The 24,823-nt window shown below is 72.1% G+C and carries 20 protein-coding genes and 1 riboswitch; of the genes, 7 read left to right on the top strand and 13 right to left on the bottom strand.

Annotated features, from left to right (window positions below; translation table 11 throughout):
• Positions 1-82 precede the first annotated feature (82 nt).
• The 4 genes from AB0I45_RS09905 to AB0I45_RS09890 all read right to left on the bottom strand — a co-directional run bounded on the left by AB0I45_RS09905 (position 83) and on the right by AB0I45_RS09890 (position 2,065).
• Positions 83-469, bottom strand: coding sequence for a hypothetical protein (locus AB0I45_RS09905; protein ID WP_295691076.1), 387 nt, complete (start codon positions 467-469; stop codon positions 83-85).
• The gene (locus AB0I45_RS09900; RefSeq protein WP_295691073.1) at positions 466-897 is read right to left on the bottom strand and encodes a hypothetical protein; all 432 of its coding nucleotides are present in this window, start codon (positions 895-897) and stop codon (positions 466-468) included. The genes AB0I45_RS09905 and AB0I45_RS09900 overlap by 4 nt, the downstream gene beginning before the upstream one ends.
• 167 nt (positions 898-1,064) lie before the next feature.
• Positions 1,065-1,496 (bottom strand): hypothetical protein, encoded by a 432-nt coding sequence (locus tag AB0I45_RS09895; protein WP_345030578.1) that lies wholly within the window; start codon positions 1,494-1,496, stop codon positions 1,065-1,067.
• A 29-nt stretch (positions 1,497-1,525) separates the two neighbouring features.
• Entirely contained in the window at positions 1,526-2,065 is a 540-nt protein-coding gene (locus AB0I45_RS09890; protein ID WP_360318042.1) for a general stress protein, read from the bottom strand.
• A gap of 144 nt (positions 2,066-2,209) precedes the next feature.
• On the opposite strand from AB0I45_RS09890, the gene AB0I45_RS09885 reads away from it, so the two are divergent.
• The 3 genes from AB0I45_RS09885 (at position 2,210) to AB0I45_RS09875 (ending at position 4,712) form a co-directional block, all read left to right on the top strand.
• Positions 2,210-2,683 carry a MarR family transcriptional regulator gene (locus AB0I45_RS09885; RefSeq protein WP_295689871.1) on the top strand — a complete coding sequence of 158 codons (474 nt, stop codon included), beginning with the start codon at positions 2,210-2,212 and terminating at the stop codon, positions 2,681-2,683.
• A gap of 177 nt (positions 2,684-2,860) precedes the next feature.
• Positions 2,861-4,048, top strand: coding sequence for a PLP-dependent aminotransferase family protein (locus AB0I45_RS09880; RefSeq protein WP_295689869.1), 1,188 nt, complete (start codon positions 2,861-2,863; stop codon positions 4,046-4,048).
• The gene (locus AB0I45_RS09875; RefSeq protein ID WP_175406821.1) at positions 4,041-4,712 is read left to right on the top strand and encodes a CDP-alcohol phosphatidyltransferase family protein; all 672 of its coding nucleotides are present in this window, start codon (positions 4,041-4,043) and stop codon (positions 4,710-4,712) included. The genes AB0I45_RS09880 and AB0I45_RS09875 overlap by 8 nt, the downstream gene beginning before the upstream one ends.
• Before the next feature lie 197 nt (positions 4,713-4,909).
• Here AB0I45_RS09875 and AB0I45_RS09870 read toward each other — a convergent pair whose 3' ends face one another.
• Together AB0I45_RS09870 and AB0I45_RS09865 are read right to left on the bottom strand one after the other, a co-directional pair.
• On the bottom strand, positions 4,910-6,721 hold the full coding sequence (locus AB0I45_RS09870; RefSeq protein WP_295689867.1) for a serine hydrolase domain-containing protein: 1,812 nt from the start codon (positions 6,719-6,721) through the stop codon (positions 4,910-4,912).
• On the bottom strand, positions 6,718-8,157 hold the full coding sequence (locus tag AB0I45_RS09865; protein ID WP_137318331.1) for an APC family permease: 1,440 nt from the start codon (positions 8,155-8,157) through the stop codon (positions 6,718-6,720). Before AB0I45_RS09865 ends, AB0I45_RS09870 begins: the two co-directional genes overlap by 4 nt.
• A gap of 192 nt (positions 8,158-8,349) precedes the next feature.
• Here AB0I45_RS09865 and AB0I45_RS09860 point away from each other — a divergent pair, with 192 nt between their 5' ends.
• Positions 8,350-9,393, top strand: coding sequence for an NAD(P)-dependent alcohol dehydrogenase (locus AB0I45_RS09860; RefSeq protein WP_295689863.1), 1,044 nt, complete (start codon positions 8,350-8,352; stop codon positions 9,391-9,393).
• A 66-nt stretch (positions 9,394-9,459) separates the two neighbouring features.
• On the opposite strand, the gene AB0I45_RS09855 is transcribed toward AB0I45_RS09860, so the two are convergent.
• Positions 9,460-11,661 carry a heavy metal translocating P-type ATPase gene (locus tag AB0I45_RS09855; RefSeq protein WP_295689861.1) on the bottom strand — a complete coding sequence of 734 codons (2,202 nt, stop codon included), beginning with the start codon at positions 11,659-11,661 and terminating at the stop codon, positions 9,460-9,462.
• A gap of 180 nt (positions 11,662-11,841) precedes the next feature.
• Between AB0I45_RS09855 and AB0I45_RS09850 the strand changes: the two genes are divergently transcribed.
• Positions 11,842-12,873, top strand: coding sequence for a proline racemase family protein (locus tag AB0I45_RS09850; protein ID WP_295689860.1), 1,032 nt, complete (start codon positions 11,842-11,844; stop codon positions 12,871-12,873).
• A gap of 192 nt (positions 12,874-13,065) precedes the next feature.
• Here the strand turns inward: AB0I45_RS09850 and AB0I45_RS09845 are convergent, their stop codons facing one another.
• Complete coding sequence (locus AB0I45_RS09845) at positions 13,066-14,418, bottom strand: MFS transporter (protein WP_247618415.1); 1,353 nt, start codon at positions 14,416-14,418, stop codon at positions 13,066-13,068.
• Between the two features lie 93 nt (positions 14,419-14,511).
• Between AB0I45_RS09845 and AB0I45_RS09840 the strand changes: the two genes are divergently transcribed.
• Entirely contained in the window at positions 14,512-15,429 is a 918-nt protein-coding gene (locus tag AB0I45_RS09840) for a siderophore-interacting protein (protein ID WP_247618414.1), read from the top strand.
• Positions 15,430-15,571: 142 nt separating this feature from the next.
• Here AB0I45_RS09840 and AB0I45_RS09835 read toward each other — a convergent pair whose 3' ends face one another.
• The 5 genes from AB0I45_RS09835 to AB0I45_RS09815 all read right to left on the bottom strand — a co-directional run bounded on the left by AB0I45_RS09835 (position 15,572) and on the right by AB0I45_RS09815 (position 24,137).
• On the bottom strand, positions 15,572-17,101 hold the full coding sequence (locus AB0I45_RS09835; RefSeq protein WP_265808995.1) for an L-serine ammonia-lyase: 1,530 nt from the start codon (positions 17,099-17,101) through the stop codon (positions 15,572-15,574).
• A 14-nt stretch (positions 17,102-17,115) separates the two neighbouring features.
• Positions 17,116-17,511, bottom strand: coding sequence for a glycine cleavage system protein GcvH (gcvH, locus tag AB0I45_RS09830; RefSeq protein ID WP_247618412.1), 396 nt, complete (start codon positions 17,509-17,511; stop codon positions 17,116-17,118).
• Between the two features lie 136 nt (positions 17,512-17,647).
• Positions 17,648-18,838: a glycine cleavage system aminomethyltransferase GcvT gene (gene gcvT, locus AB0I45_RS09825; RefSeq protein ID WP_265808996.1), complete on the bottom strand. Its 1,191-nt coding sequence runs from the start codon at positions 18,836-18,838 to the stop codon at positions 17,648-17,650.
• Entirely contained in the window at positions 18,835-21,966 is a 3,132-nt protein-coding gene (gene gcvP, locus AB0I45_RS09820) for an aminomethyl-transferring glycine dehydrogenase (protein WP_295690795.1), read from the bottom strand. The genes gcvT and gcvP overlap by 4 nt, the downstream gene beginning before the upstream one ends.
• A 128-nt stretch (positions 21,967-22,094) precedes the next feature.
• Positions 22,095-22,242, bottom strand: a riboswitch (glycine riboswitch).
• Positions 22,243-22,472: 230 nt separating this feature from the next.
• Positions 22,473-24,137 (bottom strand): amidohydrolase, encoded by a 1,665-nt coding sequence (locus AB0I45_RS09815; RefSeq protein ID WP_295690793.1) that lies wholly within the window; start codon positions 24,135-24,137, stop codon positions 22,473-22,475.
• 123 nt (positions 24,138-24,260) lie between these two features.
• Here AB0I45_RS09815 and AB0I45_RS09810 point away from each other — a divergent pair, with 123 nt between their 5' ends.
• Positions 24,261-24,806: a hypothetical protein gene (locus AB0I45_RS09810; protein ID WP_295689197.1), complete on the top strand. Its 546-nt coding sequence runs from the start codon at positions 24,261-24,263 to the stop codon at positions 24,804-24,806.
• Positions 24,807-24,823: the final 17 nt, after the last annotated feature.

Here is a 24,823-nt window from a genome sequence, read left to right as displayed (position 1 = left end):
GCGCAGGGAGCGGTGCCGCGTGCCCGCCGGGAATGATCCCGGCTGGGACCGGGGCGGCGGAGGGCTGGGAACAGCGACGGGTTCAGCGACGTGACTCCCGCTCCGCCTCCTCCTCGAGTCGGAGCCACTCCGGCTTCCACGCGCGGGGGATCCTGTAACTGAAGCTCCACCCGACGTTCAGCAGGACGACGACGGTGCCGAGGAACACCCAGTGCCAGAGCGGTTCCATGGGAGGCTGCACGGAGGTGAGAACGATTCCGTAGAGCGCGAGGACGGCGATCGCCGCCGCCTGCGGCACGATGGCGGCAGGAAGCCCCCAATAGGGACCCTGGAAATTTCTCCGCCTGGGCCTCACCCGCCGCCACCCCTCATAGAACCCGGAGTACGCGACCCAGGTGAGAATGATCATCGCGGTCGGCAGCCCGAATCCGATGAGGACGAGCAGCCCGATGAAGGCCGAATCGCTCACCGGGAGTCCTTGAGGGCGCACATGACGTCGTTCGCGGTGGGGTTGGCCAGCTGCGCATTGCGGGTGAGGACCACGGGGGTGGCGAGCGCGCCGTCCATGAGCGCGCGGACCTTCGCCGCGGCGGTCTCATCGCGGTCGACGTCGATGAACGCGAACCGCCCGTCGGTGTTGAAACGGCGCATGAGGGCGCGGCTGCGCGGGCAGTCGTCCTGCCACAGGACCACCGCGCGGCCCGGCGCCAGCAGGTCGTCCGACCAGGGCGTGTGCGGCTTCCGGTTGAGGACGAAGAATGCCAGCACGAAGGAGAGGATGCCGAGGACCACGAAGAGCCAGCCCAGGACGCTGCCCGGGTCCGTGGCGAGCCGGATCACACCGGATGCGGTGAAGAGCAGGGCGGCCGCGAGCTGCAGCAGGTTCGTCATGCGCATGGGGACAAGCCTACGGTCACGGCGGTTCGCGGCCGCCTGGGGGTGGCGCGCTCACGCAGATGCGACTGTTCTTTCTGTCGACAAGCGAATTCCCCTGCACACGACCGTCGATGCAGCTGATTCAGACGCCGTGGGGAGAAAGAGCTGCATCGAGCGGCGGGGCGGTCTCAGGGGGCGGGGTCGCCGAGCAGCTCGCGGAGGTCCTCGGGGGCGGAGTCGGGGAGGACCCGGCGGCCGACGACCGCAGTGGGCGTGAACCGGTTCCCGCGGTTGAGCTCGCGGACCCGGGTATCGGCGTCCTCATCAAGATGGATGTTGACCCAGGTGATCCGCTCGTCACCGGCGAGGGCGCGGAGCAGGGTGTGGCAGTGGGGGCAGCCGTCCTTCCAGTAGACGACCGCCGCCGAGGTGTCCTCGAGTTCGGGGGACCACGCCGTGTGCGGCCGAGGGCCGCTCATCCGGATCGCGAAGATCGCCAGTCCGGCCGCACCGGCGAGCAGACCGGCACCGGCGGCCGGCCGGTCGACGAGGAACGCCGCCGTCCCGGCGAGGGCCAGAACGGCGGCGAGGGTCCAGAGGAGCCGACGAGGGATGCGCACGGCACCAGGCTAGCCGGACCCGGCCCGGATCAGCGTCCGGCGGCGAGGATCCCGATGGCCTCGGCGGCGCGCGGCGCCTCGACCTCGACGGTGTACTCGGAGGCCTTGAGCGACTGGACCGAGCGGAAGCTGCGGGCCTTGCCGTTGATCGCGAAGGCGATGAGGCCGAAGATCAGACCCCAGACCGCGCCGAGCGCGATCGTGGAGAGGAGGACGGAGAAGAAGCCGATCCCGGCGACGAAGAGGGCGAAGACGAGCCCGAGCAGCAGTCCGATCCAGGCACCGGAGAGCGCACCGAACCCGGCGGCCTTGCCCCAGGTCATGTTCCCGGTGACGTGCTCGACGGTGGTGAGGTCGTGCCCGACGATCCGCACCGTGCTCACCTCGAAGTCGGAATCCGCGAGGAGATCGACGGCGTTCTGGGCCGGCAGGTAGTCGTGGAAGCGGGCGACGATCTCGCGGGGGACGGGCTGCACGGTCTGCCCGGTCGCAGGCGACTGCGCGAGGTGCGGGGCGGGGTCCTGTCCGGCAGCGGGGTGTCCTGCGGGAGTCCCGGTGTTCTCGGTCATGCTGTCCTTTCGGTCGAGGGCGCGGGCGCGGATGGTCGTCCGATCCGGCTGGGCGAGGCGAGCACCTCGGGGATTCCGATCGCGCACCGTCCGCGCTAGAATGATTTGATCATACCAACCAAATCTCCGGGAAAGCTGAGCACGATGCCCGAGTCCCCCCGCACCGCCGAGGTCCTCGCCTCGCTGCGTCATGCGCTGACCTCGATCGAGCGCTGGGGCAGCCGGCGCGCCACCTGGGAGCGCCTGAGCGGCGGTGCGGCCTCGCTCACCCGCACCGATGTGTGGCTGCTCGAACGCATCGCCGACTGCGGACCGGCCCGGATGTCCGCGCTCGCCCGCTGGCAGTCGGTGGATCGCTCGACGATCACCGCCCAGGTCAACCGCCTCGAGAGCAACGGACTCATCACCCGCGGCCCCGACCCCGCAGACCGGCGCGCCGTCCAGGTGGACCTCACCGCGGACGGGCACGCGGTGATGCGCGAGCACCGGTCGCGCCTCGCAACGACGATGGAGGACCTCACCGCCGCGTGGCCGGCGGCCGATGTCACCGAGTTCGGTCGACTCCTCTCCCGGTTCGCCCGCGCCCTCGACGACGATCTCGCCGACCGGGCCGACTGACACCGGACCCGACCCAGCCCGACGCACCGGTCCCACCCACGCGCACCCGATCCATCAGGTCGCCCTGCCGCCGGACGCACCACCCGCGTCATGACCCGACGTCATTCGATCCCGACCCCCGGAAACCGCTCTTCCCACACCCCTTGGAACCGGCCCGATCCCCGCTAGCATGAGGGCATGGAATCGGTTCGCTCACACCTCAACGAATACGTGACGACGGTGGGGAAGTCGCCGATCAGAGCCCTGTTCGAGCTCTCGTTCGACCCCACCCTCATCAGCTTCGCCGGCGGCAACCCCGCCTCCGAGCTGTTCGACGTCGAAGGACTGACGAAGTCCTTCACCCACATCATGGAGACCGCCGGTCAGCGGGCCCTCCAGTACGCCTCCACCGACGGGGAGCCCGAGATGCGTCAGGCCGCAGCGCTGCGGACCACGCAGATGGGAGTGCCGACGACGGCCGCCCAGGTGCTCATCACCTCGGGCTCGCAGCAGGGGCTCGGCCTGCTGAGCCAGACGCTCGTGAATCCCGGCGACGTCGTGCTCGTCGAGAACCCGTCCTACGTGTCCGCGCTCCAGGCGTTCGGGCTCCAGGGGGCGGAGTTCAAGCCGATCGACACCGACGAGGGCGGGGTCGTGCCCGAGGCGCTCGACGCGGCGATCCGGCAGTGGAAGCCCAAGGCCGTCTACATGATCCCGACGTTCCAGAACCCGACGGGCGTGACGATGCCGGAGTCCCGCCGCCGCGCGATCGCGGACATCATCGCCGCCCAGGACACCTGGCTCATCGAGGACGATCCGTACTCCGAGCTCCGCTACACCGACGAGCAGCAGATCCCGATCAGCGCGGACCCGCGGCTCGACGACCGCGCATTCCTCCTCAACACGCTGTCGAAGGTGCTGTCACCCGGGTTGCGGGTGGGCTGGATCCGGGGGCCGGAGGAGATCCTCGAGCGGATCAGCGTCGCCAAGCAGGCCAATGCCCTGCAGACCTCGACGGTGGACCAGCTCGTCGCCGCACACTACCTCGAGAGCAACGACCTCCAGGCGAAGCTCGACCCGGTGAGGGCGGAGTACGCCCGCCGGCGCGATGCGATGCTCACCGGGCTCCGCGAGGTCCTGCCCCCGGGCTCCGCGCTGACCGAACCGGAGGGCGGCATGTTCGTCTGGGCGCGTCTGCCGGAGGGCTTCGACGCCTCCGCGCTCGTGTACGACGCGATCAAGGCCGGCACGATGTTCGTCCCGGGCGCCCCGTTCTATGTCGCCGACCCGGACCCGCGCACCCTCCGGTTCTCCTTCGTGTCGAACACCCCCGAGGTCACCCATGAGGGGCTCGCCCGCCTGGCGCCGGTGTTCGCCGGTGCCTGAACGGCCCGATCCCGAGCCCGAGGTGCGGGCCGGGTCCCCGGGTCCGAGCGCCGAGGTGCCCGCCGGGGACCCCGACCCGCGCGCGACCTCGGCCGCCGGCGACTGGCTCAACGTGCCGAACGCGATCAGCGTGGTGCGCCTCGTCGTCCTCGTGCCGGTGGTGATCTGGCTCATGAGCATGCCGGAGCACCGGATCGCGGCGACGATCGCGCTCGCGGTGTTCGGTGCCACCGACTGGATCGACGGCTTCTGGGCGCGACGCTTCGGGCAGGTCACGCGGGTCGGTGAGATCCTCGACCCCGTCGCCGACCGGCTGGGCATCACCCTCATCTGTGTGGCGATGACGTGGTTCGGCATCCTGCCGCTGTGGATGCTCGCCGTCATCGTGCTCACCGACGTGTTCCTCGGGATCGTCGGCACCGTCCGCCTCGATGCGACCGCGACCTCGCACGTGAGCTGGCTGGGGAAGGGGCGGACCGCGCTCATCATGACCGGGCTGCCGGTCCTCCTCCTGTCGACCGCGAGCCAGCTGCCGGACACACCGCTCCACCAGGTCGGCACGTTCCTGCTGTCGGCGGGTGTGGTGCTCCACCTCGCGGCCGGCGTCGACTACGCCATCCGCCTCATCCGCACCCCCCGGAGCCGCACAGCTTCCCGAAGCTGACTCACTCCCCGGGGCCGCACACCCGCCCCACATGCGCGGTCTGCCCATCGACCTGCCACATGTGCTCGATCAGCACGTCGACCTGTCACGTGCGCTCGAGAATCCCCGCTGAGATCGAGCCGGAGTGACAGGTCGACGGAAGGGCGCGAGCACACCTGACGGCTCGATGGCTCAGCGCAGCCGCCGCTGACCGTCTCTCACCGGTGCAGTGCCGGCTGCGCGGCCCCGCCCTGCGCCTCGACCGTGAGCTTCTGCACCTGCCCGAAGGGGTTGAGCTCGAGAGCGACCGTGCGGGTTGCATCTGGTCCATGCACCGTCCAGCGCGCCCGGGTGGGGCTCCGCCACACCACATCCGGCACCCCCGCCGAGGCGCCCTCTCCGGCACCGTGCCTGTGCTGGGTCGCCGTGTCCGGCACGGCCGGGGGATCCCCCGCTGCATCGGCGGTGCCTGAGCCGGATCCGGCTGAGTCGGAACCACCCGCCTCCGGACCGCCCACCTCGGCGCCGGCCTCGCCCGTGGCGGCGAGCACGGCGTCGAGGACCGCGCGGCGCTCCGCCCGCGGCACGTCCAGGTCCATGTTCGGGCTGAACAGCGCATCCGCCTCGGCGTCGTCCCAGGCCCGGAGGAGCCGCTCGACCCGCTCCGCGACTCGGCGGGACTCCGCGGCGACCGGCAGCTCGACGCCGAGACGATCGACGAGCGGCTCGCTCGATGGCGCCGGCCGCTCGCCCGTGGGTGCCGCTGCCCGCTGCTCCTCGGCCTCGGCGGTCACCGCCGGCTCGGTGCTCTCCCCCGTCTCGGCACCGGCCTCCGTTGCGGCGGACACTGCTGCTCCCGGCTGCCCGGCAGGGTCGCGGTCGCAGCCGAGTGCGGTGACGCACGCCTCGGCGGCGCCGGTGGCGATCGTGCGGGCCGGGAAGTACGTGATATCGCCGAACACGATGACGGCGGAGCGCGTGGCCGGGTGCCAGCGCATGTGCGAGCCGAAGCCGGGGTACCCGCCGGAGTGGTGGACGAACTCGCCGAACACCGGGTCGGTCGAGGAGTGGAGGCCGCAGCCGTAGGAGTTCGCCGACGGCCCCCCGGCGGACGCATCGATCCCGATGAAGCGCTGCGGCTGCTGGATGTCGCGCAGGGGGCGCGCCCACGGGTCGGCTCCCGCGCCATCGCCCGACTCCTTCGCAGGACCTGCGGCGGTCACGGGCGCGCTCGCATCGAGCAGCCTGCCGATCCAGGCCGCGATGTCCGGCACCGTCGACCACAGTCCGCCGATCGCGGAGAAGGCGCCGGGCCGCGTCGGGACGAGATCCTCGAGGCCGCCGTCCGCAGTCCGTCGGAATCCGGGCACGACCGCCGCCGGAGGGAGCGCGGCGACGTCGAACCCAGACGATTCCAGGCCCAGCGGCCTGAGGATCTCCTCGGCGACGACCTCGGTGTAGGGCCGGCCCGTCACCTCCTCGATGACCCGCCCGAGCAGCGCGTACCCGAGGTTCGAGTACTCGTACCCGGTACCGGCGGCGAACCGCCGCAGCGGCGACCGGGTGACGAGCTCGCTGAATTCTGCTGCGGTCATCGCCTCGAGCCGGTCCGCCCAGGGGTCGTCGGTGGGCAGGCCGCCGGCCATGGTCAGCGCGTCGCGGACGGTGATCGCCCGGATCGGGGCACTCGCCTCCGGCACGAACTCGGCAATCGGATCGTCGAGGTCGAGGCGCCGGTGGGCGGGGATCGCCCCGTACCGGATCCCCAGCACCGCGGCCGCGGTGAAGGACTTCGTCATCGAGGCGATGCGGAACGCCCGGTCGAGGTTCTCCCCGTCGACCAGCCGGCCGTCGAGCACGAGCCCCCAGGCAACCTCGGGCGCCGGATGCGCGGCGAACGCCTCGGCGAGGTGGGCGCGCACGGCGGCCCGCGCCCGCGCCTCGGCACCTGCTCCCGCGCCGGCCAGCGGACCGTCACCGGGCACGGCGCCGGCCGCCTCGGCTGCGGTCAGGCCCTCCCCCGCGTTCACTCCGACTCCCGTCGCTGCGCCTCGACCTCGTGGCGGTGGAGGTGCTCGTAGGAGTCGCCGAGCAGCGCGCGGAGCGCCTCGGTGCGCGGCTTGGCGCGGGACACGGCGTAGAGGACGATGCCGAGCACCATCCACACGCCGAGGATGATGTACTCCGCCGGCCACACGAGCGAGGCGCCGGTACCGGGCACGATCGCCCAGACGATGACGAGCAGCGCGCCGATCGCGCCGACCGCGGGCAGGAACCACAGGCGCGACACGTAGGGGCGCTCGAGCTCGGGATAGCGGCGCGGCAGGAGGTACTTCGCGATCACGACCATGCACCACACGATGCCGAGGTACACGCCGCCGGTGTCGAGGAACCACACGACCGCGCCCGGGCCCAGCCAGCCGAGGCCCAGGGTGACGGCGGCGGTGAAGATCAGGCTGATGTGCGGGATGCGGCGCTTCGGGTGGATCGCGGCGAGCTGCGCGGGCAGGAGGTTCGCCCGGCCCATCGCGACGAGGATCCGCGAGCTCGCGACGAACAGGCCGAGGAAGCTCGTGAGCAGGCCGAGGAAGGCGATGAGGTACGCGCCGATCCCGAGCAGCGGGAAGCCGGCGGCGTCGAAGGCGGAGACCGTGCCGAGGTCCATAGCGGCGATCTCCTCCCATGGGTGCACCCAGGCGGTGGCGGCGAGCACGAGGCAGTAGAAGCCGCCGGCGCCGAGCACGGTGATGACGACCGTGCGGCCGATCTTTCGGGCGGAGATCCGGGCGTCCTCGGCGAGCACCGCGACGAGGCCGAAGCCGGCGAGGAAGGTCATGCTCGGGACCACGAAGCGCAGCGTGTCGGCGATCGCCGAGTTCTCCGGGTGGTAGGCGGGGAAGAAGTTGTCCGGCGAGCCGGTGGTGAAGCCGACGACGACGAGCGCGGCGCCGATGACGATGATCGCGACGAACAGCGCGAGCTGCACCTGCGCCCCGACCTCGATGCCGAACCAGTTGAGCGCGAAGAACAGCACGGTGAGCACGACGCCGACGAGGAGGACGGGGAGGTACACCGTCTCCCCGTTGATCGTGTAGAGCGGGATCGTGTTGAACACGGGGAAGAAGTTGCCGAGCAGGTACCCGAACGCGGTGACGTAGAACGCGAGCGAGGACACGTAGGCGCCGAGCAGCATCCAGCCGGTGAAGAACGCCGGCCCGCGGCCCATCGAGGTGTAGGAGTAGACGACCTCGCCGCCGGCGCGCGGGAACGCGGTCGTGAGCTCCGAGTAGGCGAGCGCCACGCAGGTCGCGAGCAGGACGCCGATCGCCAGGCCGAACACCACGCCGCCGGAGCCGTAGGAGTCGAACAGCGTCGAGTTCGTGTAGATCCAGCTCGACCCCACCACTCCGGCGACCCCGAAGGCGAGGAGCTGGAACACTCCCAGGGACTTCTTCAACTCGGCCACGTGCGTTCTCCTCGCTCTGCGGTCGGCCCGCGCACCGCACCCGAGGCGCCCCGCGGCGCCGGTGCCCGCGCCGGCTCGACCTGTCTCACCAGGACGATCGTCCTGCTCAGGTCTCGATCTTCAAAGGCTTGCCCAACATACCTTTGAGTGACCCGGAGCACAAGCCCCGGGGTGAAGCATAGACTTCTGCGCATGACTGCTGTTGCGTGCTACCAGGCCACCGCCCCCGACCAGCCCCTGACCAAGGGCACCCTCGACCGGCGCGAGCTGCGGGCCGACGACGTGATGATCGAGATCGAGTTCGCCGGAATCTGCCACTCCGACATCCACACGGTGCGGGACGAGTGGGGCGGGTGCCGCTACCCGATGACGCCCGGCCACGAGATCGTCGGCCGGATCTCCGAGCTCGGCTCCGCGGTCACCGACTTCGCGCTCGGCGACCGGGTGGGTGTGGGCTGCCTCGTCGACTCCTGCGGCGAGTGCGCGCAGTGCGCGGCGGGCAACGAGCACTACTGCGAGACCGGCTCCGTGGGCACGTACAACAGCACCGACCGGGTCGACGGCTCGGTGACGCAGGGCGGCTATGCCACCCACATCCCCGTCAGTCGCCGCTTCCTCATCCGCATCCCCGAGTCCCTCGACCCGGCCGCGGCGACCCCGCTGCTGTGCGCCGGCATCACCACCTACTCGCCGCTGCGCAAGTGGCAGGCCGGGCCCGGCTCGCACGTCGCCGTCGTCGGCCTCGGCGGGCTCGGGCACGTCGCGGTCAAGCTCGCCGCGGCGATGGGCGCCCGGGTGACGGTGTTCTCGCACTCACTGGCGAAGGAGGACGACGGCCGCCGGTTCGGTGCAGCGGACTACGTCTCCACCGCCGAGGACGGCTTCCACCGCGCCCACCGGGGCGAGTTCGACCTCATCCTCAACACCGTCTCCGTCCCGCTCGACACCGACACCTACCTCAAGATGCTCCGCCCCGAGGGCGCCTTCGTCCTCCTCGGCCTGCCGCCGGCGCCCCTGTCGGTGCAGCCGGGACTGCTCATCGGCGGTCGGCACACGGTCGCCGGCTCGAACATCGGCGGCATCCGCGAGACGCAGGAGATGATCGACTTCTGCGCCGAGCACGGGATCACCGCGGAGATCGAGCTCATCGACGCGGACGCCATCAACGACGCCTACGACCGGGTGGTCGATTCCGCCGTGCGCTACCGGTTCGTCATCGACGCCAAGACCTTCTGAGCCGCTGACGAGGAGAGCGACGGAGCGCGACCGCGCACGCCGAGGCGCCGGAGCACGCTCGGCTGCTCATCCGCGCTCCGCAGCCCCCGCGGTCTCCCGGCGTGAGGCATCGTCCTGCTCGGCGGTCGGCGCGAGGTTCTGCGGATCGAGCTCGGTCCGGCGCAGCAGCTGCGCGTTGAGGGCGACGATGATCGTCGAGAGCGACATGAGGATCGCACCGACGGCCGGGGAGAGCACGAAGCCGAGGGGCGCGAGGACACCGGCGGCGAGCGGGACGGCGAGCACGTTGTAGCCGGCGGCCCACACGAGGTTCTGCATCATCTTCCGGTAGCTCGCGCGGGACAGATCGATCATCGAGAGCACGGCCCGCGGGTCGTTGCCCGCGAGCACCACGCCCGCGGACTCCATCGCGACGTCGGTTCCGGCACCGATCGCGATCCCGACGTCGGCGCGGGCGAGCGCCGGCGCATCATTGACCCCGTCGCCGACCATGGCGACGGACCGCCCCCGGCCCTGGAGATCCGCCACTGCGGAATCCTTGTCGTGCGGGAGGACGTCGGCGAACACCTCGTCGATGCCGAGTTCCCGGCCGACGGCCTCGGCGACCTGTCGGGCGTCGCCGGTGATGAGCGCGACCTGGACCCCACGGTCCCGGAGCGCCTTCACCGCGGCCTGCGATTCGGGCCGGACGGCGTCCTCGAGGGCGACGGCGCCGATGACGCGGTCGTCGGCGATGACGTGGACGATGCTCGCTCCGCGCCCGGTCCACTCCTCGATCCGGTCGGCGAGCTCCGACGGCGACTCGAGTGACATCTCCTCGAGCAGGTTCGGTCCCCCGACCGCGACCTCGGTCCCGTCGACCTGGGCACGGACCCCGCGCCCTGCAGCCGACGAGAAGTCGCTCCCGGTCAGCGGGAGCCCGGCGGCATCGTCGTATTCGGCGGCCGCGGCGGTGATGGCGCGGGCGACCGGGTGCTCGCTGCGCGCCTCGGCCGCGGCGGCCAGGGCGAGGACCCGCCCGTCGTCGAGGCCGTCGACGGAGGCGACCGCCGCCACGGTGTGCGCACCCCGGGTCAGGGTGCCGGTCTTGTCGAACAGCACGGTGTCGATCGACCGCATCCGCTCGAGGGCGATCCGGTCCTTGATGAGCACCCCGGCGCTCGCGGCGCGCTCGGTCGAGATCGCGATGACGAGCGGGATGGCGAGGCCGAGGGCGTGCGGGCAGGCGATGACGAGCACGGTGACCGTGCGGACGACCGCCTCGTCCGGGAAGCCGATGAGCAGCCAGACGAGGAAGGTGATGATCCCGGCGCCGAGCGCGAACCAGAACAGCAGCGCGGCCGCCCGGTCGGCGAGCGCCTGGGCGCGGGAGGAGGAGTCCTGCGCCTCGGAGACGAGCCGCTGGATCCCGGCGAGCGCGGTGTCGTCCCCGGTCGCCTCGACTTCGATGCGCACGGAGTCGTCGACCGCGACGGTGCCGGCGACGACGGTGTCCCCCGCGGCGCGCGGCACGGTCCTGGATTCTCCGGTGATCATCGATTCATCGAACTCGGCATGGCCGTCGACGATCCGGCCGTCGGCCGGGACGCGCCCACCGGAGCGCACGAGGACAATGTCACCGGCGGCGAGCTCGGCGACGGACACGGTGACGGTCCCGCCGTCGACGACCTTCTCGGCGTCGTCGGGCAGGAGCTCGGCGAGCGCATCGAGTGCGCCCGATGCCGCCCCGAGTGCCCGCATCTCCATCCAGTGGCCGAGCAGCATGATGACGACGAGCAGGGCGAGCTCCCACCAGAAGTCGAGCTGGAAGCCGCCGACCCCGAGGCTGGTGATCCACGAGGCGACGAAGGCGACGGTGATCGCCATCGCGATGAGGAGCATCATCCCGGGCCTGCGGGACCGGAGCTCGGAGATCCCGCCGGTCAGGAAGGGCATCCCGCCGTAGAGGTAGATCACCGTGCCGAGCACCGGGGCGACCCAGTGGGCGCCGGGGAACTCGGGCACGGACAGGCCGAAGAACCCGACGAACATCGGGCTGAAGGCCATGACGGGGAGAGCCAGCACCAGGCTCAGCCAGAACCGGCTCCTGAACATGGCGGCGTGATCCCCGTGTCCACCGCCGTGGCCCGAGTGGCCGCCGTGGTCGGAGTGGCCGCTGTGACCGGGCTGGCCGTGGCCGGAATGGCCGCGACTGGGATGGCCGTGACGGTCGGAATGCTCCTCGTGCGCGGCGTGGGCGTCCTGGTGACGGGCGTCCGAAGAACTCATGTGAACTCCTCGATCGTGTCGGGTGACTTCGCCCTTCGATCTTATACCCCCTAGGGGTATTGTGAACAGGGGGCTCCACAGTTCCGTCGGTCACGGTGCGCGCCCCGCGCCTGCAACAATCGGGGTGGAGCCGGAGAACGCATCCGCTCGCCACCCACCGCCGCAGAGGAGCACACCGACGTGCCGAACCCCGCCCTTTCCGAACCGATCCGCACCACCGACTACCACACGGCCGGGGAGCCGTTCCGGATCGTCACGGAGACCCCGCCCCTCTCCGCCCCCACCGTCGCGGACAAGCGGCTCGAGGCGATGGCGGACCCCGCGGTCGACGGGCTGCGCCGGCTGCTGTGCTCGGAGCCGCGCGGCCACGCCGACATGTACGGCGGCTTCATCACCGCACCCGATGACCCGGGCGCGCACTTCGGCGTGCTGTTCTGGCACGCGGACGGGTTCTCGACCGCTTGCGGGCACGGGACGATCGCGCTCGGGACCTGGGCGGTGGAGACCGGCCGGGTGCCCGTGGGAGCGGGCGGCACCACCGACGTCGTCATCGATGTCCCGTCCGGCCGGGTCACCGCCCGGGTGAGCACCGATGCCGAGGGGCGGGTCGCCTCGGCGGCGTTCGTCAACGTGCCGAGCGTCCACCTCCACTCCGGCGTCGAAGTGCACACGGGTGCCGGCACGGTGCCGGTGTCGATCAGCAGCAGCGGCGCGCTCTATGCGAGCGTCGACGCGACCGCGTTCGGGCTCCTTGTGGTCCCCGAGAACCTGCCCGAGTCCATCGCACTCGGCCGGGAGATCAAGGCCGCGCTCGACGGCACGGAGCTCGCTCAGCACCCGGAGGACGCGCGGCTCAGCGGCATCTACGGGGTGATCTTCGTCGAGCACCTGGGGTTCGAAGACGACGGCAGCCCGGTGCAGCGCAACGTCACGGTGTTCGCCGACGGCCAGGTGGACCGCTCGCCGTGCGGCTCGGGGACCGCGGCACGGATGGCGACCCTCGCCGCCGAGGGCGTGCTCCGCCCAGGCACCCGGCTCGTCCACGAATCGATCGTCGGCACGCGGTTCGTCGGCCGCATCCTCGAGCAGACGCACGCGCACGGGCTCCCGGCGATCGTGCCCGAGGTCACCGGCAGCGCCCACCGGACCGGGGAGCACACCTTCACCGTCGACCCCGCCGACCCCCTGGTCCCCGGCTTCACCCTCCGCTGAGGCCGGTGCCGGGGACGAGCCGGAGGGATAGTGCCGCGGCCCGCACCTCGGCCCCGGCTATCCGGGGCGTTCCGGCGCCACCCCAGTGCGGTTCCTCGGTTCCGGGTGCACTGCAGTGCGGATACTCACCGGTATCCGCACTGCAGTGACCCGGGAAGACCCCGATTCCGGGCTCGATCGGCCGCGCTGCGCTCAGTGTGCCCGTTCCTCAGCAGCGAAGGCCCGCACGCCGTGCCGCTGGGCGTGGAGGGCGGCGAGCCCGGTGCCGAGGAGCGCGAGCCCGCTGGCGATGACGGTGACGAGGACGTACCCGAGGCTGCCGGCGAGCCAGGTCATGAGCGCCCCGGACACATAGCTGAAGAGGATCGCGGTCGAGGCGAGCAGGGTGAAGTCGACGCCGGCGGATTCGACCCGCGAGTAGTCCATGTTCACCGTGTACACGACGGTCGATGCCGCCGCCATCGCCGCGACGTACAGGCACACCCCGGCGACCACGGCCAGCCGGGAACCGTCCCCGCCCATGAGCGGCAGCAGGCCGAGGGTCGCAGCGGCGGCGGCGATTCCGGTGGCGAGGATCATGGTGCGGCGGCCGAACCGGGCGAGGAGCCACCCGCTGCCGAGCGAGGCGGCGATCGCGGGGAAGCCGAGCACGATCCCCATGAGCACGCCGATCGCGGTGAGTGACCAGCCGGCGTCGACGAGCGCGACGGTGAGCAGGCCGTAGGCCGCGGTCACCCCACAGAGGAAGGCGGGCATCGCCGCGAGCGCCCAGAAGCGGCAGCCCGACTGGGCGAAGAGCGAGCGCATCGCCCGCACGGAGGCGCGCAGACCGTGGGCGGCGCCGGCGAACCCGGCCGGTGCCCCGGCGGAGTGCGGGTGGGAGCTCGCCGAACGGGGCAGGACCCCGGCCCCCCGCGGCAGAGGCTCCGCGAACCGGAGCACGAGGACGAGCGGGAGGAGGGTGAGCACGGTGAGCGTGACGACCGCGGCCGTCCAGCCGATCGCGTCGTACATGACGACGACGAGCCCGCCGCCGAGGATGTTGCCGAGCCACGACCCCGCCCCGGCGAGTCCGTTGGCGACCCCGCGGTGGCGGGCGTCGACGATCCGCACGGCGAGGGCGTCTGCGGCGATGTCCTGGGTGGCGCTGAGGAATGCGTAGGCGCCGATGATGAGTCCGAGCGCCCCGAGCTGCGTGGCGGGCTCGCGGATGAGGAGCAGTGCGAGGACGCTGAGCGCGAGCAGCGGCTGGACGACGAGGATCCAGTTCCGGTAGTGCCCCGTGCGGGTGCGTCCGACAGCGTCGACGAGCGGCGCCCAGAGGAACTTGAGCGCCCACACCGCGCCGATGAGCTGGAACGCGGCGAGCTGCGCGAGCTCGATCCCCTGCCGCCGCAGGATCGCGACGAGGCCGAAGTAGATGAATCCGACACCGACGTACTGGGCGGTGTAGAGGCTACCGAGGAGCGGGACGCTCGTGCGCAGCGGCGGGATGGGGAGGCCGCCGGCCGCGGTCGGCGCGGCGGACGGGGCATGCATGGTCATGCGATAAGGCTAACCTCATTTGAGCATGTTCGTGTAACCTAATTTCCGGAAACCCGATCCCGGGTGCCGCCGAACACAGAGGAGCCCGCCGCGATGACACCCCCGCCGAGGACCGTGAGCTCGACGCTCCTGTCTGCAGCGACCGCGGTCTACGGCCGCTTCATGGCGATCGCCCCGCCGCGCGAGGAGTACGTCCTCCACCGGCTCACCGTCACGGCGAACGTCGAGGTCGCCCCGCGCGTCCGACGGATCACCCTGGCCGCGGAGTCGCTGCGCACCTTCGTCCCCGTCGGACCCGACGAGTACTTCGCACTCATCCTGCCGCGCCCCGGGGTCGCGCTCGCGCTGCCGGCTCCCGAGGTCCTCCAGGTCGCCCGCGCAGTCCGCGACCTCCCGGAAGACATCCGACCCGACGTCCGCTGCTACACCGTGCGGCGGCACCGGCCGGGGCGCGGGGAGATCGACGTCGACGTCGTCACGCACGGGGACGCAGGCCCGGGGTCGGCCTGGGCACTGCGGGCGCGTCCCGGGGACGAGGTCGGTCTCAAGGAGGGCTCGGCGGGGTACCGCCGTCCCGCCGAGGGTCCCCAGCTGCTCGCCGCGGACGAGACCGCGCTGCCGGCGCTGGCCCACATCGCCGAGGAGCTGGCCGGCACACCCGACGCCGCGCGGGTCCGCGCCTTCGTCGAGGTCGACAGCATGGACTCCGTCGCCGACCGGCCGGAGTCGATCGACATCACCTGGGTGGTGCGCGGGTCCGCACGACCCGGCGATCTGCTCGCGGGGGCCATCTCCGAAGCGCTCGCGACGGGAGCGGACCACGGCACGGAGCCGGGTGCAAGATCAGGTGAGGGCAGCACGGCGGGCGCCCCGGACTTCACGAGCGCGTGGCTGTGCGGTGAGGGCGGCGGGGTCGCGCGGATCCGCAGGCTGCTGCTCACGCGCACGGCGCTCACCCGCCGCTCGGTGTTCTCCAAGGGCTACTGGCAGGCCGGCCGGCCCACCGAGTGATGCCGGCCCGCACCTCGACCCCGGCTATCCCAGCCGTTCCGGCGCCACTTCAGTGCGGTTCGTCGGTTCCGGGTGCACTGCAGTGCGGATACTCACCGGTATCCGCACTGCAGTGCACCGGGAGCGGCCAGGCGCCCCCCGCTCAGCACTCGACGACGTTGACGGCGAGCCCGCCGAGCGCGGTCTCCTTGTACTTGTCGCTCATGTCCGCCCCGGTCGCTCGCATCGTCGCGATGACCTCGTCGAGCGACACCCGGTGCTCGCCATCGCCCCACAGCGCCATCTTCGCGGCGTTGATCGCCTTGCCCGAGGCGATCGCATTGCGCTCGATGCACGGCACCTGGACGAGCCCGGCGATCGGGTCGCAGGTCAGGCCGAGGTTGTGCTCCATCGCGATCTCCGCGGCGTTCTCCACCTGCTGCACCGAGCAGCCGAGCACCTCGGCGAGACCGCCGGCGGCCATCGACGAGGCGGATCCGACCTCACCCTGGCAGCCGACCTCGGCCCCGGAGATCGAGGCGCGCTCCTTGTAGAGCACGCCGATCGCACCGGCGGTGAGGAGGAAGCGGACGATCGCGTCGGCGCGCGCCGCCTGTCCGCCCTCGACAACCTCGGTGACGTAGTTGAGCGCGTAGTAGAGGACGGCGGGGATGATCCCGGCCGCCCCGTTCGTCGGCGCGGTGACCACGCGCCCGCCCGAGGCGTTCTCCTCGTTGACCGCGAGCGCGATGAGGTTGACCCACTCCTGGTAGTACTTGGGGTCCTTGCCCGGGTCCTCGGCCTTAAGCCGGAGGAACCAGTCGTGGGCACGGCGGCGCACCTTGAGCCCGCCGGGCAGGTAGCCGGAGCGGTCGAGCGAGTTCATCGTGCACTGGTCCATCACCGAGTAGATGTGGAGCAGCCCGCGCCGGATCTCGTCCTCGTCCCGGCTCACCTTCTCGTTGGCGAGCATGACCTCCCAGATCCGCAGGTCCTCGCGGCGGCAGATCTCGAGGAGCTCCGCGGCGGTCTCGAACGGGAACGGCACGCCTCCTGCCTCACCGGATCCCGCCTCACCGGATCCCGCCTCACCGGATCCCGCGGCCGAGGTACCCGCCGGGCTCGTGCCATCGGCCGGCTGGGCCATGGCGGACGGATCGGAAGCGCTGTCCCCGCCCCGAGCATCGGCTCCGGCCCCGGCCTCGCCACCCGCCGCGAGCGCGGCGTCCTCGGTGGCGGACACGACGAAGCCGCCGCCCACGGAGTAGTAGGTCTCGTGGGCGATCTCCTCGCCGCCGGCGTCGAGCGCGCGGAGCTCGAGCGCATTGGGATGGCGCTCGAGGATCGTCAGCGGGCGCTGCCGCAGGTCGTCGATCCCGAAGGCGATCTCCTTCGCATCGGCCAGCCGGATGCACCCGGTGCTGCGCATCCTCTCGGTGCGCTCGACGATCTCATCGGGCTCGACGAGATCCGACTGCACCCCTTCGAGGCCGAGCAGGATCGCGTCGAAGGTGCCGTGGCCGCGGCCGGTCGCGGCGAGCGAGCCGAAGACGTCGACCTCGAGGGAGGCCACCTCATCGACCCGCTCGCCGATGAGCTCGGCGAAGCTCGCGGCCGCCCGCATCGGCCCCACGGTGTGGGAGCTCGACGGGCCGATGCCGACGGTGAAGAGGTCGAAGACGCTGATCGCCATGGGACGGCCCCGGATCAGGTGGTGGCTTCGGCGTAGGCGGCGGCGTCCATGAGCTCGCCGGCCGCGGACACGGCCACCTCGAACAGCCAGCCCTCGCCATAGGGGTCGGAGTTGATGATGCCGGGGTCGTCGGAGGCGGCCTCGTTGACCGCGACGACCTCACCGGTCACCGGCGAGTAGAGGTCGGAGACCGACTTCGTCGACTCGACCTCGCCGCAGGTCTCACCGGCGGTGATCGTGTCGCCCACGGCGGGCAGGTCGACGAACACGATCTCGCCGAGCTCGTCGGCGGCGACGGCGGTGATGCCGACCTTGACGGTGGAGCCGGTGACGGCGCCGGCGCTCGCGTTCACCCACTCGTGCTCGGCGGAGTAGGAGAAGTCCTGCGGGAGCTCGGGCAGATCTGCCATGGTGTGTCCTTTCGTGGATGCCGAGGCGGCCTCGGCGGTGCGATTGCGATGGGTGCGGGTGCCGACCGTCGGATGCCGCCGGCGAGCCGGTGACATCCGGCGACCCGGCCGGCCCGCGGACGGGCCGGCCGGTGCGTCAGTCCTGTTTGCGGGAGTAGAACGGCAGGGCGGTGACGGTGAAGTCGTTCGCCTTGCCGCGGATGTCGACGCTCACCGCGGTGCCCGGCTCCGCGGCAGCGGAGTCGAGGTAGGCCAGCGCGATCGGGTGGCCGAGCGTCGGCGAGGGCTGGCCCGAGGTCACGGTCCCCACCTCGCTCCCGTCGACGGAGACGACGGCTCCGGCGCGGGCGGCGCGGCGCCCCTCGGAGGTGAGTCCGGCGAGCACGCGGGCGGGTTCCGTGCCGGCGAGCTGTTCGAGCGCGGCCCGGGCCCAGAACTCGCTCTTGTTCTTCAGCGCGGCGGTGACCATCCGGCCCAGGCCGGCGTCGATGGGCGTGGTCTGCCGGCTGAGCTCGTTGCCGTACAGCGGCATCCCGGCCTCGAGGCGCAGCGAATCGCGGGCGGCGAGCCCGGCGGGCACGAGGCCGTGGCCCTCCCCAGCGGCGGTGAGCGCCTCCCACAGGCTGACGGCCTGCGGGTTCGGCAGGTAGAGCTCGAAGCCGTCCTCCCCGGTGTAGCCGGTGCGGGCGAGCATGACGTCGATGCCGGACACGGTGAGCGGCGCCCACGCGTAGTACTTCAGGTCCTCGATGCCGGCTCGGGCACCGGCGTCGTCCTGGGTGGCGAGCAGGATCGCCTCGGCGGCCGGCCCCTGCACCGCGATGAGCGCGGTGTCGCCCGACTCGTCGCGGACCTCGAGGTCGACCGATCCCGCGTCCGCGGTGCCTGCGCTCCGGAACTGCTCGGCGCGCTCGGCGAGCGCGGCCGCGACGGCCGGGGTGTTCGAGGCGTTGGGCACGACGAGGTACTCCTCATCGGCCATCCGGTAGGTGATGAGGTCGTCGATGATGCCGGCGGACTCGTCGACGATGACGCCGTACTTCGCCTTGCCGACCTTCATCGTCGAGTACGTCGCGAGCAGCGCGAAGTCGAGGAACGCCGCGGCCTCCGCGCCGGTCACCCGCACCTCGCCCATGTGGGAGAGGTCGAAGATCCCGGCCGCGTCGCGCACCGCCCGGTGCTCGGCGAGCTCGGAGCCGTACTTGAGCGGCATGTCCCAGCCGCCGAAGTCGGTGAAGCTCGCCCCCAGGGCCGAGTGGACGGAATGGAGCGGGGTCTGCCGCGGGCCGGTCGGCTTCCCGGCCTGCTGCGTGGTGTCGGCACTCATCGCTGGTCTCCCTCGGTCTGCTGATCGGTGGCGGCGGAGCCGCCGGCCCTGCCGGCGACGTCGGTGCTGCCGCCCGCGTCGTCGACATCGGCCGGGCTGGTGGCGGGCTCACCCGCGGAGCCCTCCGTCGCGGGCGCCTCGGTCGCGGAACCCGAGTCCGCGGCACCGGCGGACCCGGCGGGCTCCTCGGCGGTCTCGAACGCCTCGGGCGGCGGGCACGAGCACACGAGGTTGCGGTCGCCGTAGGCCCCGTCGATGCGGCGCACCGGCGGGAAGTACTTCGTGAGCTCGAGGCCGCGCACCGGGAACACCGCCGTCCTCCGTGAGTACTCGGCGTCCCAGTCGTCCATGACGCAGGTGGCGGTGTGGGGGGCGTTCTTCAACGGTGACTGCTCGTAGGAGTAGTCGGTGCCGATCGCGTCGATCTCCGCGCGGATGGCGCGCATCGCGGTGATGAAGCGGTCGAGCTCGCCCTTGTCCTCGCTCTCGGTGGGCTCGACCATGAGGGTGCCGGCGACCGGGAAGGCGAGCGTGGGGGCGTGGAAGCCGTAGTCGATGAGCCGCTTGGCGACGTCCTCGGCGGTGACCCCGGTGCGCGCCGTGATGTCGCGCAGGTCGAGGATGCACTCGTGAGCGACGAGCCCGGTCGCCCCGGTGTAGAGCACCGGGAAGGAGTCGTCGAGCTCGCGGGCGAGGTAGTTCGCGCCGAGCAGCGCGGTCTTCGTCGCCTCGGTCAGCCCGTCGGGACCCATGAGCTTCAGGTACGCCCAGCTGATCGGCAGCACGCCGGCCGAGCCGTGGACCGAGGCGCTCACCGGCAGGTGCGCGGTGTCCGGGTCCCCGGCGACGAGCGCGGGGTCGGTGGGGTCGCCGGGCAGGAACGGGGCGAGGTGCTCGCGCACCGCCACCGGGCCCACCCCGGGGCCGCCGCCGCCGTGCGGGATGCAGAAGGTCTTATGGAGGTTGAGGTGGGAGACGTCGCCGCCGAATTTGCCCGGCTTCGCGAGGCCGAGCAGCGCGTTGAGGTTCGCGCCGTCGAGGTACACCTGGCCGCCGGCGTCGTGGATCTTCTCGCACACCGTGCGCACGTCGGCCTCGAACACGCCGTGCGTGGACGGGTAGGTGATCATGATGCCGGCGAGGGTGTCGCGGTGCTTCTCGATCTTCGCGTCGAGGTCGTCGAGGTCGATCGAGCCGTCCTCGGCGGTCTTGACGACGGCGACGTCGAGACCGGCGAGCACCGCGGAGGCGGCGTTCGTGCCGTGGGCGGAGGCCGGCACCAGGCACATGCGGCGCGCGGGCTCGCCGTTGGCGAGGTGGTAGCCGCGGATCGCGAGCAGGCCGGCGAGCTCGCCCTGCGAGCCGGCGTTCGGCTGCAGGGACACCCGGTCGTAGCCGGTGACCTCGACGAGCATGTCCTCGAGCTCGGCGATGAGCTCGCGCCAGCCGGCGGTCTGGGACTCCGGGGCGAAGGGGTGGATGGTGGCGAACTCGGGCCAGGTGATGGCCTCCATCTCCACCGCGGCGTTGAGCTTCATCGTGCACGAGCCGAGCGGGATCATCGTCCGGTCGAGCGCGAGGTCGCGGTCGGCGAGCGTGCGCAGGTAGCGCATCATCATCGTCTCCGAGCCGTGCGAGTTGAACACCGGGTGGGTGAGGAACTCCGAGGTCCGCACGAGCGGTTCGGGCAGCTGCGGGGCGGCGACGTGGCCGGGGCCGAAGGTGCCCTGACCGGCGGTGTCGAACTCCGCCTCGTCGATCCGACCCGGGGCGCCGAGCGCGGCGAGCAGGGCGTTGGCGTCGACGACGGTGTGGGGCTCGCCGAAGGACACGCTCACGTGGTCGGCGTCGAAGCGACGGATGTTGATGCCGGACGCCTCCGCGGCGGCGACGGCTGCCACCGGGTCCGGGACGGACAGCGTGACGGTGTCGAAGAAGGCCTCGGTGACGACCGCCGTGTCCGGCGCCGCGGCGACCTGCTGGGCGAAGGCGTGGGCGAGGCGGTGGATGCGCGAGGCGATCCGGGTCAGCCCGGTGGGGCCGTGGTAGACGGCGTACATCGCCGCGCACACGGCGAGCAGCGCCTGCGCGGTGCAGATGTTCGAGGTCGCCTTCTCGCGGCGGATGTGCTGCTCGCGGGTCTGCAGGGCGAGCCGGTACGCGGGCTTGCCGTCGGCGTCCTTGGACACGCCGACGAGCCGGCCGGGCAGCATCCGCTTGAGCTTCTCGGTCACCGCCATGAAGCCGGCGTGCGGCCCGCCGAAGAACAGCGGCACGCCGAAGCGCTGCGCGGAGCCGACGGCGATGTCCGCTCCCTGGGCGGCGGGCTCCTGCAGCAGGGTGAGGGCGAGGAGGTCGGCGGCGAAGGTCACCAGCGCGCCGCGCTCCTTCGCCCCGGTGACGGCGGCGTCGAAGGAGCGCACCGCGCCCGAGGTGCCGGGCTGGGCGCACACGATGCCGAACACGTCCTCGCCGGCGAGGCCCTGGGACAGGTCGGCGATCCGCACCTCGAAGTCCATTGCCCGGGCGCGGGCGCGGACGACGGCGATGGTCTGCGGGTGGGTCTCGGAGTCGAGGACGACGACCGAGCCCTTCTTGTTCGCCCGGCGCATGAGGAGGACCGCCTCGGCGACGGCGGTCGCCTCGTCGAGGAGGGAGGCGTTGGCGATGTCGAGGCCGGTGAGGTCCTGGACGACGTTCTGGAAGTTCAGCAGCGCCTCGAGCCGGCCCTGGCTGATCTCCGGCTGGTACGGGGTGTAGGCGGTGTACCAGGCGGGGTTCTCCACGACGTTGCGGCGGATCACGGCCGGGGTGATGGTGTCGGAGTAGCCCTGCCCGATCATCTGCACGCGGCGCACGTTCTTCGCCGCGATCTCTTTGAGGCGGGTGAGCACCTCGGCCTCGGTGAAGGCCGGGGCGAGCGCGAGCGGGCCGTCCTCGGTGATCGTGGCCGGCACGGCCTCGGCGGCGAGCGCCTCGAGAGAGTCGTATCCGATGGCCGCGAGCATCTCCTCGACCTGCGGGGCGCGCGGGCCGATGTGGCGGTCGGAGAAGGGGCGCACGGTGTCGCCGGCGGGGGCCGAGGTGTGGGCCAGGGTCGAGGTGCGGTCCAGGGAACCAGCAGTCATGGAAGTCCTCACGGTGGTGTGCACGTCGGGGAGACGGACACAGGGTCGGGCACGGTGGTCCTCCCCGTTCTGTCAGCACCTCGCGCCAGCGGTCTGCGGAGACCACGGCGCGGCTCTTCCAGAGTCGCCTGCACGCATCGGTACTGGGCCTGAGAGTTTCCCGGGGAGGGAATTGCACCTACGGCGCCGCGGTGGGCCTCGGACCGGGGCCGCGCGCCTGCTGCGCAGGGCGGGGATTCCGGATCATCGACCGCACGGCTCTCCCGACACGTGTCATCACGGCTTATTCAACTGTGGGGTCCATCATAGCGGCCCGGCCGGGCGGCCGGAAGGAGCTGCGGAGCACCGGCCGCCGCTGGGGAGCACCCGCTCAGCCGGCCGGGAGCGGACTGTGGTGGTATCGGCGGAGAGTAGGTGCATCGACGCCCCCACACTCGTGCATATCCCCCACACTCCGCAGCCGGCGGCCGGAAGGAGCTGCGGCCGGGGGGAACCGCGGGCGCGGTTCAGCGGCTGTGGGCGACCTGCCCGCCGACGACCGTCATGAGCGGCCGGGTGTCGCGCACCCGCGCGGCGTGTTCGAACAGTGCCTGCTCCGAGGCGGCCTCGCCGGTCATCCCGTCGTAGCCGTCCCCGCGCAGCAGATCGTGGTCGAGGACGAGGAAGTCCGCGGCCATCCCGGCGCTGATCCGACCGGTGCGCGTCTCCAGGCCGGCGGCGTAGGCCGCGCCCGCCGAGTGCGCCTCGATCGCGGCGTAGGCGCTGATCCGGCGCTCGGGCTGAAAGGTCGTGGCCGGGTCGCCGGAGATGTCGGCGCGGGTCATCGCGGCGTAGATCGCGGCGAAGGGATTCGCCGGCTCGACGGGCCCGTCGGAGCCGAACGCCACCGTCGCGCCGGCCGCGGCGAGATCGCCCCAGGCGTAGGCGGCCAGGGACTCGTCGGGCCGCAGCCGGTCGAGGAGGTGGAGGTCGGAGATGCAGTGGCGCGGCTGCATCGAGGCGACGACGCCGAGCTCGGCGAAGCGGGCGACATCGGCGGGCTGGATGAACTGGGCGTGCTCGATGCGGTGGCGGAACACCCGCCCGAAGCTCCGCTCGGCCCGCACGGTGCGCTCGGTGTTCGCGGCCAGGGCGGACAGCACGTGGTGGTTGGCCTGGTCGCCGATCGCGTGGATCGCCAGCGAGATCCCGCGGTCGAGCGCCTCGGCGATCTGGCCGCGGAGCACGTCCTCGGTGGCGATCTGGATGCCGTGGTTGGGCTCCTCGCCCGCGGCGTGCGGGAACGGCGAGGACATGTAGCTCGTGTGGGAGCCGAGCGCCCCGTCGGAGAACAGCTTGAGGCCGCCCTGGACGTACCAGTCGTCGCCGCGGCCGGTGCGCCAGCCGGTGCGCTTGGCCCAGTCGAACTCCTCGAGCCGCAGGTACTTGACGACGCGCAGCCGCTGCTCGCCGGCGGCGCGGAGCGCCTCCCAGGTCTCCCGGGAGGCCTGGCCGTCGATGTCGTGGAGGCCGGTGAGGCCTTCGGCGAGCCACGAGTCCTGCGCCTTCCGCAGCCGGTCGACTCGGACCTCGAGCGGGAGGACGGGGATGATGCGCTCGACGAGCGTCGCGGCGTCCTCGCGGAGGATGCCGGTGGGGCGGCCGTGCTCGTCGCGGACGATCTCCCCACCGCGCGGGCTCGGGGTGTCGTCGTGGATCCCGGCGGCGCGCAGGGCCGCGCCGTTGCACCACAGGGTGTGGTAGTCGATCGTCCAGAGCGCCACGGGCCGGTCGGGGAACGCCTCGTCGAGGAGGGTGCGGTCGGGCTGCTCCGGCCGGTCCCAGGTGTTGAAGTCCCAGCGGCCGCCGGTCACCCAGACGCCCTCGGGCAGGGTGCGGGCGTGGGCGCGGACCGCCTCGATCGCCTCGTGCTCGGAGCGGACCCGGCGGAGGTCGATGTCGGCGAGGGTGTCGGCGTACATCCCGGCGTGGAGGTGCGCGTCGACGAGACCGGGGATGATCGTGGTGCCGCGGCAGTCGATCTCCTCGACGCGCACCGTGTCGCTCGCGAGATCGCGCAGCTCGCGGACGCTGCCGACCGCGAGGATCTTCCCCTGCGATTCGAGGATCGCGCGTGCGGTGGGGTTCGCGGGGTCGAACGTCGCCACATCGGCGTGGGTGAAGAGACGCATGGGGCCAGTCTACGGTCGAGGGCGCCCCCAGCGGCAGAGGGCGGGCCGGGTGGGGCGAGCTGCGGGGCGAGAGCAGGCGCCGGCCGGCGGGGTGCCCAGTCGGGCGGGCGTACACTGCGGGGCATGACCTCCGACCCCCGCCTCCACGACTCCCCCGCAGCCCCGGCCCGAGGCGGGTGGGCGGCCCGTCCGGACACGCGCCTCGGCGCCGGGCTGCGGATCGTCCTGCCGGCGATCTGGCTCGGTCTGCTCATCGGCATCTCCCTGCTCGAGGCGCCGCTGAAGTTCCAGGCGCCGGGCATCACGATCCCGCTCGGCCTGGGGATCGGGAGGCTCGTGTTCACCGCGATGAACGCCGTCGAGGTCGTCCTCGCCCTCGTGCTCCTGTTCGCGACCCTGCGGGCCGGGGTCGGCACGGTGCAGCGCGGACTGACCTGGGCGCTCACCGCGGTGCTGCTCATCAAGGTCGCCGGCATCCGGCCGCTACTCAACCGGCGCACGGACATGGTGCTCGCCGGCGTCGACGACGGCGGCTCGTCCTGGCACTACCTCTACATCGCCGCCGACGGCCTCCTCATCGTCGGGCTCGCCGTACTCCTCGTCGTCGCGGTCCGCGCCTCGGTCCGCCCGCTCAGCGCGCCGGCCGATCGCACTCCTGAGCCGGTCTGAGGCGCGGTCCGGCAGGG

This window comes from Brevibacterium sp. NPDC049920 (assembly GCF_040656435.1).
Classification (GTDB): Bacteria; Actinomycetota; Actinomycetes; order Actinomycetales; family Brevibacteriaceae; genus Brevibacterium; species Brevibacterium pityocampae.
Note: the sequence above shows the minus strand (reverse complement) of the source record. Positions and strands in the feature narration are given on the sequence as shown.